The sequence below is a fragment of the Salinispora goodfellowii genome, from assembly GCF_059570675.1.
Genome location: NZ_JCANTD010000023.1, coordinates 1 through 12386 on the forward strand (window position 1 = coordinate 1; position 12386 = coordinate 12386).

The 12386-nt window shown below is 68.8% G+C and carries 10 protein-coding genes; 7 read left to right on the forward strand and 3 right to left on the reverse strand.

Going from position 1 to position 12386, the window contains the following annotated elements; genetic code table 11:
• Nucleotides 1-838: 838 nt before the first annotated feature.
• The gene (locus tag T398_RS19245; RefSeq protein WP_496448780.1) at nt 839-2686 is read left to right on the forward strand and encodes a 2-oxoacid:acceptor oxidoreductase subunit alpha; all 1848 of its coding nucleotides are present in this window, start codon (nt 839-841) and stop codon (nt 2684-2686) included.
• Nucleotides 2679-3713: a 2-oxoacid:ferredoxin oxidoreductase subunit beta gene (locus tag T398_RS19250; RefSeq protein WP_496448781.1), complete on the forward strand. Its 1035-nt coding sequence runs from the start codon at nt 2679-2681 to the stop codon at nt 3711-3713. The genes T398_RS19245 and T398_RS19250 overlap by 8 nt, the downstream gene beginning before the upstream one ends.
• 108 nt (nt 3714-3821) lie before the next feature.
• Here the strand turns inward: T398_RS19250 and T398_RS19255 are convergent, their stop codons facing one another.
• Complete coding sequence (locus T398_RS19255; RefSeq protein WP_496448782.1) at nt 3822-4841, reverse strand: potassium channel family protein; 1020 nt, start codon at nt 4839-4841, stop codon at nt 3822-3824.
• Between the two features lie 160 nt (nt 4842-5001).
• On the opposite strand from T398_RS19255, the gene T398_RS19260 reads away from it, so the two are divergent.
• The 3 genes from T398_RS19260 to T398_RS19270 all read left to right on the forward strand — a co-directional run bounded on the left by T398_RS19260 (nt 5002) and on the right by T398_RS19270 (nt 7608).
• Nucleotides 5002-5577 carry a helix-turn-helix domain-containing protein gene (locus T398_RS19260; protein ID WP_496448783.1) on the forward strand — a complete coding sequence of 192 codons (576 nt, stop codon included), beginning with the start codon at nt 5002-5004 and terminating at the stop codon, nt 5575-5577.
• 221 nt (nt 5578-5798) lie between these two features.
• Nucleotides 5799-6383 (forward strand): ClpP family protease, encoded by a 585-nt coding sequence (locus tag T398_RS19265; RefSeq protein WP_496448785.1) that lies wholly within the window; start codon nt 5799-5801, stop codon nt 6381-6383.
• Nucleotides 6384-6576: 193 nt separating this feature from the next.
• The gene (locus T398_RS19270; protein WP_496448882.1) at nt 6577-7608 is read left to right on the forward strand and encodes an AEC family transporter; all 1032 of its coding nucleotides are present in this window, start codon (nt 6577-6579) and stop codon (nt 7606-7608) included.
• A 158-nt stretch (nt 7609-7766) separates the two neighbouring features.
• Here T398_RS19270 and T398_RS19275 read toward each other — a convergent pair whose 3' ends face one another.
• Both T398_RS19275 and T398_RS19280 read right to left on the reverse strand, forming a co-directional pair.
• On the reverse strand, nt 7767-8057 hold the full coding sequence (locus T398_RS19275) for a putative quinol monooxygenase (protein WP_496448787.1): 291 nt from the start codon (nt 8055-8057) through the stop codon (nt 7767-7769).
• 141 nt (nt 8058-8198) lie between these two features.
• Complete coding sequence (locus tag T398_RS19280; RefSeq protein WP_496448884.1) at nt 8199-9377, reverse strand: alpha/beta fold hydrolase; 1179 nt, start codon at nt 9375-9377, stop codon at nt 8199-8201.
• A gap of 335 nt (nt 9378-9712) precedes the next feature.
• Here T398_RS19280 and T398_RS19285 point away from each other — a divergent pair, with 335 nt between their 5' ends.
• Together T398_RS19285 and T398_RS19290 are read left to right on the forward strand one after the other, a co-directional pair.
• Nucleotides 9713-11503, forward strand: coding sequence for a glycoside hydrolase family 15 protein (locus T398_RS19285; protein WP_496448789.1), 1791 nt, complete (start codon nt 9713-9715; stop codon nt 11501-11503).
• A 26-nt stretch (nt 11504-11529) separates the two neighbouring features.
• A complete protein-coding gene (locus tag T398_RS19290; RefSeq protein WP_496448790.1) occupies nt 11530-12309 on the forward strand; it encodes an SDR family oxidoreductase in 780 nt (259 codons plus the stop codon).
• Nucleotides 12310-12386: the final 77 nt, after the last annotated feature.

Below are 12386 nucleotides of genomic sequence, written 5' to 3' on the forward strand. Positions count from 1 at the left end.
GAAGGCGGCGGTCGCCGGGGCGGCGATGGCGCCACCGGTGGCGATCAGGCCAGCAGCGGTCAGGGCGGTCTTCCGGAGGATGTCGGTACGCATGATGATCGAAGCCTTCCGCTCGGGGGTGCCGCGGACGCGCGGGGGCGCGCCAGCGGGGTCGGGCGAGGTGGTTCGAGAAGAAATCGAAAGGGGGTTCCGCCCGGCGGGGGTGCTACTCGGGCGGCCCGGGGAGGTAACCAACGCCGGCCCCGCGGCATTCCGCCGGCGGGCGACCACCGGGGTCCGGGGTCCGGCGGGGCGCTCGCGGCTGCCCCACGTGGTTACGCCAGGTATAACCACCGGCCCCCACCGCCGATTCCCCGCCGGATGTGACCCGGGTCACCCGACAAAACGTCGGATACCTCACATTCGACGAAACCAATTCCGCAAAAGCGCCCATTTCATCCGCAACCGCACCGCATTGCGGGTGCCGCCGGCGGCCAAGAAACGCCTTCAGCGCACCATCCCCCGCTCGGCCAACAGCCTCCGGAGCAGCCGAAGGACAGCGGAAGTCCACCGCCGCCGGGACCGACGAAGCAATCGGGTGATCTGGATTACGACAGTGGGCTGAAAATAGCAATGAAACGGTCATCTACTCGCCAAATCGAGTCTCAGTCGACGGACCTCTCGAGCTGGCGTGGAGGTGATCCGACGTAGGCTCTCAGGTGAGAAACGACAGCAGGCCGGACAACCACACGAGGTGGGTCACGGCGGCGCGCCGAGGAGGCCATGTGACCGGGCAGGGCGAGGTCAGGAGCGAGTGCGGCGATCCGGGCGACCGCGCCGACCAAGGCGGGGTGCGGTCATGAGCAAGAAGATTCGCCAACTGGACCGCGTGGTCATCCGCTTCGCCGGGGACTCCGGCGACGGGATGCAGCTGACCGGGGACCGATTCACCTCCGAAACCGCCCAACTCGGCAACGACATCTCCACGCTGCCCAACTTCCCGGCGGAGATCCGCGCTCCCGCCGGGACGCTACCCGGGGTGTCGAGCTTCCAGGTGCACTTCGCCGACTACGACATCCTCACCCCCGGCGACTCACCGAACGTCCTGGTCGCGATGAACCCGGCCGCGCTCAAGGCCAACCTCGCCGACCTGCCGCGCGGGGCAGACATCATCGTCAACACCGACGAGTTCAGCCGGCGTAACCTGGCCAAGGTCGGCTACCAGGCCAACCCGCTCGAGGACGACTCACTCGCCGGCTACACGGTGCACCCGGTGGCGTTGACCTCGATGACCGTCGGGGCGCTCGCCGACCACGAGGTATCCAAGAAGGATGCCGAACGGGCCAAGAACATGTTCGCGCTGGGCCTGCTGAGCTGGATGTACTCCCGGCCGTACGAGTCGACCCTGCGGTTCCTGGAGCGCAAGTTCGCGACCCGGCCGGAGCTGGTCGGGGCCAACGTCGCGGCGTTCAAGGCCGGCTGGAACTTCGGCGAGACGACCGAGGACTTCGCGGTCCGGTACGAGGTCAAGCCGGCGAAGATGCCGCCCGGGACCTACCGGAACATCACCGGCAACGCGGCCCTGTCGCTCGGCCTGGTGGCCGCCGGGGTCCGCTCCGAGCTGTTGGTCTTCCTCGGTGCCTACCCGATCACCCCGGCGTCGGACATCCTGCACGAACTGAGCAAGCACAAGCGTTTCGGCGTGCTCACCATGCAGGCCGAGGACGAGATCGCGGCCATCGGCGCGGCGTTGGGCGCCTCGTACGGTGGGGCACTCGGCGTCACCACCACCAGCGGCCCCGGCGTCGCGCTCAAGAGCGAGACCATCTCGCTCGCGGTGGCGCTGGAGCTGCCGCTGGTCATCGTGGACGTGCAGCGGGCCGGGCCGTCGACCGGGATGCCGACCAAGACCGAGCAGGCCGACCTGAACATGGCCCTCTTCGGCCGACACGGTGAGGCGCCGGTGGCGGTGCTCGCGCCGAAGTCCCCGGCCGACTGCTTCTACGCGGCGTTGGAGGCGGCCCGGATCGCGCTGACCTACCGCACGCCGGTGCTCCTGCTCTCCGACAACTACGTGGCCAACGGCTCCGAGCCGTGGCTACTCCCCGACGTCGAGTCCCTACCCGACCTGCGGGTCGACTTCGCCACCCGGCCCAACGGCGAGGACGGTGCCACCTTCCTGCCGTACCTGCGGGACCCGGAGACCCTGGCCCGGCCCTGGGCCGTCCCCGGCACACCGGGGCTGGAGCACCGCATCGGCGGGCTGGAGAAGGCCGACAAGACCGGCGACATCTCGTACGACCCGGCCAACCACGACCTCATGGTGCGGACCCGTGCCGCCCGGATCGAGGCGATCCCGGTGCCCGACCTTGAGGTCGAGGACCCAGACGGTGACGCTCGGGTGCTGGTGCTCGGCTGGGGGTCCACCTACGGGCCGATCGGCGCGGCCTGCCGGGGCCTCCGCCAACGCGGGCTCTCCGTCGCCCAGGCGCACCTGCGGCACCTCGCCCCGATGCCGGCCAACCTCGGCGAGATACTGCGCTCCTACGAGCGGGTGGTCATTCCCGAGATGAACCTCGGCCAGCTCGCCCACGTGATCCGCGCCCGGTACCTGGTCGACGCGATCGGCTACAACCAGGTACACGGTCTGCCGTTCACCGCCAACGAGCTGGAGACGATGCTGGAAGAGGTCCTGAAGAATGTCTGAGCCCGTCGCCCTCAAGCTCACCGCGAAGGACTTCAAGTCCAACCAGGAGGTGCGGTGGTGCCCCGGCTGTGGTGACTACGCGATCCTCGCCGCCGTCCAGGGCTTCATGCCGGAGCTGAACATCCCCCGGGAGCGGATCGTGTTCGTCTCCGGCATCGGCTGCTCGTCGCGCTTCCCGTACTACATGAACACGTATGGGATGCACTCGATCCACGGGCGCGCCCCAGCGATCGCCACCGGCCTCTCCACCACCCGCCCCGACCTCTCCGTCTGGGTCGTCACCGGGGACGGCGACGCGCTGTCGATCGGCGGCAACCACCTGATCCACGCGCTACGGCGTAACGTCAACCTGAAGATCCTGCTGTTCAACAACCAGATCTACGGCCTGACCAAGGGGCAGTACTCCCCTACCTCCGAGATCGGCAAGATCACCAAGTCGACCCCGATCGGCTCGGCGGACGCGCCGTTCAACCCGCTCTCGCTGGCGCTGGGTGCCGAGGCCACGTTCGTGGCCCGCACCATCGACTCGGACCGCAAACACCTGCAGTCGGTACTCCGGGCAGCCGCCGAGCACGAGGGCTCGGCCTTCGTGGAGGTCTACCAGAACTGCAACATCTTCAACGACGGGGCCTTCGAACAGCTCAAGGGGCCCGCCACCCGGGACGACTCGCTGATCCGGCTGGAGCACAACCAGCCGATCACGTTCGGCCGGGACGGGCAGTTCTGCGTCGTACACCCGCCCGGCGGTTTCGGCCTGGAGGTCCGCGAGACCGCGGCCACCGCCGCGGAGGAGATCGTCGTCCACGATGCCACCATCACCGACCCGGCGTACGCGTTCGCGCTGTCTCGGCTGCCGGGTCTGGACCTGCGCAACACCCCGATCGGGGTGTTGCGTTCGGTGCGCCGGCCGTCGTACGACAGCGTGGTGCAGGAGCAGCTCGACGCCGCCCGGGCGACGGTGACCGAGACTCGGGAACAGCTGTTCGCCGGCCTGTTGCACAGCGGCGATACCTGGACGATCGACTGAGCCGCCGGCTGGTCCCCGTCCCCGCCGGGTAGCCCGGCTCAGGAAGCGGCACCGGGCGCAGCGGCACGGGCGCTCCGGACAGCGGCACGGGCGCTCCGGCCCGGAGTTTCAGGACATCGGGGTGGAGGTCCGACGGTCGTCCCGGACGTGCACGAGCATGTCGCCGGTTTCGATGACCCCACCGGCCCGATCGGCGAGGGTGACCACCTTGCCCCGGCGCACCAACGCGATGACCAGAGCCTCCAGCTCGCGGGGGGAACGGCCGACCTCGTGCCGCTCGGCCGACCGCATCGCGAGCGCCATCCCCTGACCGGGCGTGAGCAGATCCTCCACGACATCGATCAGCGGCGGTGCGGAGGTGGAGAGGCCCAGTAGTCGACCGGCGGTCGCCGACGAGACGATCACGTGGTGGGCGCCGCTCTGTTTGAGCAGCGGGGCGTTCTCCGCCTCCCGGGCCGCAGCGATGATCCGCACCTGTCCCGCGGTGAGCTGCCGGACGGTCAGCGCCACCAGCACCGAAGCGTCGTCACTGTCGGTAGCGATGATCACCGCCTTGGCGGTCCGGATGTGCGCCTCGTTGAGGGTCGCCGAGCGGGTCGCCGATCCCTCGATCGCCACCAGACCGGCCGAGGTCGCCTGCCGCAGCGCGGCGCCGCTGCGTTCGACCACCACGATCCTGGACTTGTCGCAACCGTTCTCGAGCAGGGCGGAGATCGCACTGCGGCCCTTGGTGCCGTAGCCGCAGATGATGACGTGGTCCTTCACAGCTCTCCTCCACCGGGACAGGCGGCGGCCGGTCCGGTACTGCTCGGTCAGGACTTCCAGGGTGGTGCCGACCAAGATGATCAGAAAGATGACCCGGGCCGGGGTGATGTAGAGGACGTTGATCAGGCGGGCCGACTCCGAGACCGGGGCGATGTCGCCGTACCCGGTGGTGGAGAGGGAAACCACAACGTAGTAGAAGCAGTCGAGGAGGCTCAGCCCGTCCGCGTCGCGGTTGGCGTCCCGATAACCGTCCCGGTCGAACCACACCACGGCGACGCTGGCAAGGACGAGCCCGAGGGCCGCGGCCAACCGCAGACTCAACGCGCTCAGCGGATCGCGCCGTTGCGCCGGGAAGTGAATCACCGTTCGCCTCGCCCAGACTCCGCTGTTACCTGCACGCCCACAACATAACGGGTCGGGGGTAACGCACATGGGAGGCGTCCGGGACGACGCCACAACAGTCCCGACGGGCATGATGGGAGCTGTCCCCCGCGGACCACAGCCAACGAAAGCGAGGCGGAGCATGTCGTTGCTCAGACGAGTCATCGGCGGGGTGTTGCGCCGGGTCCGGATGCGGCAGGGCCGCACGCTGCGGGAGGTAGCTGCCGCCGCCGGGGTCTCCATGCCGTACCTGTCCGAGGTGGAGCGGGGGCGTAAGGAGGCCTCGTCCGAGGTGCTCGCGGCGGTCTGCCGGGCACTCGGGATTCGCCTCTCCGACCTGCTCGGGGAGGCCCGTGACGAGCTACGGCGCCTGGAGCGGCCCGAGCCGATGGGGTTCACCATCGGCGAGGTCAACCGCACGCCGAGTTCCCGCGTCGAGCCGGCCCGGCAGCACTCGGTCCGGGCCGGGCTACGCGGCGGCGGCCCCACCTCCTGCGGCGCCGGCCAGGTGCACCTTCGACTGGGCGCACCGGGGCTGCTGCCCATCGGTGCCGCGGGGCCGGCGCCGATCGGGCCCGCGCTGACCGGCGGCCCGGCGGGAGGGGCCAGCCTACGAGCCCGGTTGATCGCTGCCGCGCCGGCTGACCGCCCCACCGCACGACGCTCGTGGCGGGCCCGGCGGCTCGTCCGGGCACGCCGGCAGCGGGACCGACGGTAGCCCCACCGGACCGCACCGAGCCGCGGTGCTCGCCCGGCTTGGTGACCACGAGTTGGTGCTCGACCGATCCGCCCCTCGACCGATCCGCCCCTCGACCGATCTGCTCTGAGCCGATCTGCTGCTGGCAGATCAGCTACCTCCGCCTACCCCGGCACGCGCACGCTGGACGGGCCGGCTCCCGGGCGGTCCCCCGCCCGCCGACGCGCTGGAGGTAGCACCTAATGATCAAAATGTTGGACGATAGGCAGCAGGGCTTCGGCGATCAGGTCTTCGAGCGGCTGCTGAGGGAACGCATCGTCTTCCTCGGCACCGAGGTGACCGACGAGTCGGCCAACCGGGTCTGTGCTCAGATCCTGCTGCTGGCCGCCGAGGACCCGGACCGCGACATCAAGCTCTACATCAACTCGCCCGGCGGCTCGGTGAGCGCGGGGATGGCCGTCTACGACACGATGCGGTTTGTCCGCAACGATGTGGCAACGCTGGCGCTGGGCATGGCCGGCTCGATGGGGCAGTTCCTCCTCTGCGCCGGTACGGCGGGCAAACGGTGCGCGCTGCCCCACTCGTGGATCCTCATGCACCAGCCTTCCGGCGGGATGGGGGGCACCGCTGCCGACGTCCGGATCCAGGCGGAGAACCTCCTGCACGTGAAGAAGACCATGCAGGGGCTGATCGCCCAGCACAGTGGGCGGACGCTGGCGGAGATCCAGCGGGACTGGGACCGGGATCGCTGGTTCACCCCGGAGCAAGCCCGCGAGTACGGCCTCATCGACCACGTCATCACGCAGGCGGCGGAGCTCGTGCGCTGAGCTACCAGCCATCGGCCGGGCAGAAGCCGCACGGTTCGGCCGGCCCTACGGCCGCGGCGGGTATCGTTCGCCCGCTCCCCGATTGGCGCCGACCCTTGTCCCCTGATAGTAACGGAGCCTCCGCCGGAAGCACGGGACGCCTTTTGCCGACCCGGATCAGGCCGGCCAACCAGGACTGTTGGGGGTCGTGCCGTTGGAAGCGCTCGCCGTCTTCGAAAAGCTCGTGCCGGTGGCGTTGGCTCTCGGCGGCGGTGTGCTGTTCGCCCGGCGGAGCGTCGTCAGCGCGGCGAGCTCGAAGGTGTTCGCGGACTTCGCCTTCCTCTTCGCCGTGCCATGCTACCTGTTCGCCAACATCCACCGCAGCGATCTGGGCGCCCTGTTCGCCTGGCCCGCTCTCGCCGGCTACGCCGTCACGGCGGGGATCACGATGGCCGTGGTCGGGGCGCTGGCGGGGCTGACCACCACCCGCGAGCCGCGACAGCTCGCGGTACGGATCATGGCGGCGGTCCAGGTCAATACCGCCTATGTCGCGGTACCCGTGTTCATCATGCTCTTTGGCGACGCAGCGCCGGTCTTTCCGGTGCTGCTGTTCCAGGTATGCGTCCTCACGCTGGTCGTCCTGGCCATCATGGAGCTGAACGGGGCGCCGGTGAAGGCCGTCCCGGCTGGCCAGGCCGTACCGGCCTCGGCCGGGGGCCGGTGGGTGGCGACCGGCGGGCCACCGGCGCCGCCTCGACTCCGGAGCCGACGCGGCCGAGTGGGCCGGGCGGTGTGGGGTGCCCTGAACACCCCGGTCGTCTTGGCGTGTAACGCCGGCCTCCTACTCAACCTGTTGGCCGTCCGGATACCGGAGCCGCTGCTCGGCGGATTCGACTTTGTCGGTGCCGCCGCCGCGCCGATCGCGCTCTTCGCCCTGGGCTTGCACCTGGGCGGCAGCGGGATCAGCTTCCGCCACACCACCGGCGAGGAGCTCTGGCTGATCGCCGTCAAGTGCCTGCTGTTCCCGTTTGCGGTCTGGCTGGCCGCCGCGCATGTCTTCGATATTGACGGCCCCTGGCTGACCTATCTCGTCCTCATCGCGGCGATGCCGGCGCCCCAGAACCTGTTCATCGTCGCGCAGCGCTACGGCGTCGATGTTGAGCTGTCGGCCGCACTGGTGGTGAAGAGCTCCGTCGCGGCGCTACTGCTGCTGCCGCTCTGGATCCACTGGGCGCAAGCGGGGTGACCTCGCTCCCCCGCCACCCCGGTACGGCGCACCCGTGCCAACCCCAACGATTCGTCAATCAAGGTACGTCAGGTTGGTGCCGGGACTTTCGGCACCCCGGCTCGTCTGACCGTTCCGTTGTGGAACTTCCTCAGCCCAATAGAGCGGTTCGCGAACCGTCAGTCAATCTGGGTCATCTCGTTGAGTACGAATTCATCCACCTTGCCGGCGGTCGCCGTTCCGTAAGCCTCCATGTGGGCGGCGTTCATGTGCGCCTGCCAGAGGTCACGGGACTCCCAGTTCTCGTAGAAGACGAAATGGGTCGGGTCGCTATTATCCTGATGCAGGTCGTAGTTGATACACCCCTTCTCTGCCCGAGTGATCGGGATGAGCTTCTTCAACTCCGCCTTTACCAGGTCGACCTGGTCCGGCTTGGCGTGAATGTTGGCAACGATAGTCAGGCGTGACATGCGATACTCCCTGGTCGCCTCGTCGTTTGTTGGGTAACTTCTTCACGCTAGCGGAAGAACCCGCACCAGGCCCGGCAAGTCACCAGATGCGGCTCGAAGCTGATCAGGTGGTTCCGGGGCACGGGGTGAGGGTAGCCGTACTCACGGTCGGGTACCGGCCGCATAGACGGACTGCACCGCCTCGACCACCACCGAGGGAACCTCGTCCTGCACCCAGTGGCCGTGGGTGCTGTCCCGCCACTGACCGACGACCGCGGTGGGGTGCCACTCCGACAGAAACCGCTCCAGCGGATACCAGTAGGTAGCACCGGTCTCGTCGTCGACACAATTGGTCCGGGTGGTGACCTCCTCGCTCTCCGGGTGATAGCCGGGCCGGCAGAGCTCCCGGTCGCCGCCGAGAATCGCCAGGTCGACCTTGTAGGGCCCGAAGGCCGTGTCGTCGCCGAAGGCGAAGAAGACCGGCTTCGACCGCAGCGCGGCCAAGTCCCGGTCGAGTTGATCCAGGAACGCGCCGCCCGCGACGGTCGCCATGGCGGAGATGTGCACGGGCTGGGTCACCTCCGGATAGCGCAGCTCATGCGGGGGCTCCAGGGTGAGGTATGGCCCCCACATCGCGTCCCGCAGCGCCGCGTACTCCGCCGATCCTTCCACCGCGTTGCGTTCGGCGACCCCGATCGCACCGCGGCGGATGAGCTCGCCCTGCGTGTAGAACTCCGGCTCCAACTGCGCATGGCGCCCACGGTCGTGCACCGCGTGCATGAATCCGGTCTGTCCCTGGTCGATGTGGTCGAGTTGCCAGGCCCAGGTGTTCATCAGCACAAGACCCCGCACCTTCTCCGGGGTCGCGACTCCGGCGGCCAGTCCGATGGGCCCACCCCAGTCCTGGAGCACCAGGTAGAGATCTTCCAGGGCCAGGTCGGCGATGAAGTCCCGCAACACCGTCGCATGCGAACTCGGCAAGTAGTCGAATTCACTCACCCGCGGTTTGTCGGAGAAACCGAAACCGAGGTGGTCGGTGAGGATCACCCGAAATCCCGCCGCGCTCAACGGGTCGACGATTTTCCTATAGATCATGCTCCAGGCGCCGTTCCCGTGGACCGCCAGAACGGTGCCCTTGGGGGTATGGCCGGCGGCTGGGGGCACATCCACGTAGTGGTATGCGAACCCGTTCCACTCGTAGACCTTCGACTGGAACGGATAGACGCTCTTCGCCACCGGAAATGGACGCTCCCACCCCGGGATAGTAGCCCTGCCGTCCCGCTGCGGAACGCCGCCGGCGGCGAGGGCCAGGGCGGCGAGGGCCAGCGCCCCCGACGCCACGAAAAGACGAACAGAGAACTTCCTCGACCTACCGCTCACGGCAACCTCCCCAATCCCCACCCGAGCCGATCGGAGAGCAGCACGATCCCAGCGCACCGCCCGGCGAGCCGCTCCCGTCGTCCCGAGCCTAGGAACGCGGGGTGGGCCAGGAAATACGGCGTACCAGCCAGTCGCTGCTGGGGGCAGCCCTACCCGAACTGGGCGCGCGATGCGGCTTGCTGGCCGCATCAGCGCCTCGGCGAGCGGATGTCCAGCCTTGAAGGCGAACACGCGCGGGCGAAAGCCGTGATCACCATCGGAGGCGTAACAGGCGCCATCGCGGGTAGAAGCCGGGTGTGGCGGAGATCAGTGACTATGCGTTTCTGGGCGACTGCCAAGGCGCGGCGTTGGTGTCGGCAGACGGTTCGGTGGACTGGTGGTGTCCACCCCGGTTCGACGGGCCAAGCGTCTTCGCGCGGCTACTCGGCTCCGTCGGCGGCCACTGGTGGATCCGACCGCACGGGCAGTACACGACGAGCCGCTGCTACCTCGACGGCACGATGGTCGTCCAGACCGACTTTCACACCCAGGACGGGGTGCTGCGGCTGACCGATGCGCTCAGCCTCGGGGTCGGGGAACGCGGTCACCAGATCGGCCTCGGCTCACCGCACATCCTCCTGCGCCGGGTCGACGCGATCGCCGGCCCGGCGCAGGTGACGGTCGAGGTGGCGGCCCGGCCCGAGTACGGACTGATCAGCCCCACCGTCTCCGGCACCCCAACCGGGATCGAGATCTCCGGTGGTGCCGACCGACTGACCCTTACCAGCGACCATGACCTGACCATCGACGGTTCCGTGGTGACCGGGGAGTTCAGCCTCGCCGAGGGGGAGAGTGCGGTCTTCGCGCTACACCACCGACGGGCCACCGACCCACCGACGGTTCCCCTCGACGGGCGGGCGGCGCTGCGGGACACCATCGCCGCCTGGCGCTCCTGGGACCGCATCCACCAGGGCTACCAGGGGCCGTACCGGGAGCAGGTCCGACGCAGTGCCCTCGTGCTGCAGGCGCTGACCTACCAGCCGACCGGATCGGTGATCGCGGCCCCCACCACCTCCCTGCCGGAGGAGGTCGGTGGCGGAGCGAACTGGGACTACCGTTTCGGCTGGCTCCGCGACGGCGCCTTCACCCTGAAGGCGCTCTGGGTCGCCGCCTGCCCGGACGAGGCGCACCGGTTCTTCGACTGGATGGCCGAGTCGGTGGGCTCGGTGGAGGCCGAGGACCATGTCCCGATCATGTTCGGCCCGGGTGGCGAGCGTGATCTCACCGAGCACACCCTCGAACACCTTGAGGGCTACCGGGACAGCCGCCCGGTACGGGTCGGCAACGACGCCTGGCTGCAGAAGCAACTCGACGTCATCGGCGAGGTCATCGAGTGCGCCTGGGTCCTGCGGGACCAGCTCACCGAGCTGTCGCCCGCCGCCGCCAACCTGCTCCGCTCCCTGGCCGACCGGGCCGCGGACACCTGGCGGGAGCGGGATGCCGGAATCTGGGAGGGACGCGAGGGCCAGCGGCACTATCTGACCTCGAAGGTGATGTGCTGGGTGGCCCTCGACCGGGCCGTCAAGCTCGCCGGGCTGCTGGATGCCGAGGCGCAGGTCCCGCGGTGGTCGGAGGCGATGGCGCAGGTCCGCGCGGCGATCCTGGACGAGGGGTGGAACAGCTCGGTCAAGGCGTTCACCGGTGCGTTCGGCTCCGACCACCTGGATGCCGGGGTCCTGGTCATGCCCATCCTCGGGTTCCTCCCCGCCGACGACGACAAGATCCTGGCCACGGTGGACGCCATCGAACGGGACCTAGTCCAGGACGGCCTGGTGCAACGCTGGACCCGGGCCGGGGACGAGGGCGCCTTCATCATCTGCTCGTACTGGCTGGTTCAGGCCCTGGCCCTGGCCGGACGCGTCGACCGGGCCCGGCAGGTCTTCGAGACCGTCACCGCCCGGGCGAACGATCTCGGCCTGCTCGCCGAGGAGATCGACCGACGCGACGGGCGCCTGATCGGCAACTTCCCCCAGGCGTTGTCCCACATCGGTCTGATCAACGCCGCCTGGACCATCGGCCAGGCCGAGGCCGCAGGAACCAGTAGGTAGTGGCAGTCGAGGAAAGGAGCACGTTGATGAGCGGACGACTGATGGGCAGAACCGCCTTGATCACCGGCTCGGACTCCGGCATCGGGCAGGCCACCGCGATCGAGTTCGGCCGGGAGGGCGCCGACGTCGTGGTGCACTACCTGCATGACCACGCGGGGGCGAGCCACACCAAGGCCGAGATCGAGAAGGCCGGCCGGCGCGCCGTGGTGGTGCAGGGCGACATCAGCGTCGAGCACCAGGTCGAGGCGATGTTCGACGAGGCCCTGGCGACGTTCGGAGAGCTGGACATCCTGATGAACGACGCCGGGGTGGACGCTTCCGGCACCCCGGTCGTCGACCTGGACACCGAGACCTGGGACCGCGCCATCCGCACCAACCTGTACGGGATGTTCTTCTGCTGTCGACGGTTCGTCCGGCACCGCCGCGACCACGGCGGACACGGAAAGATCATCAACATCACCTCGATCCACCAGGAGGTGGCCCGGGCCGGCGGCGCCGACTACGACGCCAGCAAGGGCGGCATGCTGGAGCTGGCCAAGAGCATCGCGCTGGAGGTCGCCCCGATCCACATGAACGTCAACAACATCGGGCCGGGCATGGTGCTCACTCCGTTCAACCAACGCGCGATCGACGACCCGCAGTACCTGGAGGAGCAGGTGCAGTCGATCCCGTGGAAGCGGGCCGCCCAGCCGGAGGAGATCGCGAAGCTCGCCGTCTTCCTGGCCAGCGACGACGCGAACTACGTCACCGGGTCGACCTACTTCATGGACGGTGGCCTCATGCAGAACCAGGGACAGGGCGCGTAGGACGCGCTCCGGCGCGCGGGAGACGGTTGACCTCAACCCAGGTTGAGGTTCTACCGTCGCCCTATCGCGTTCGGAGC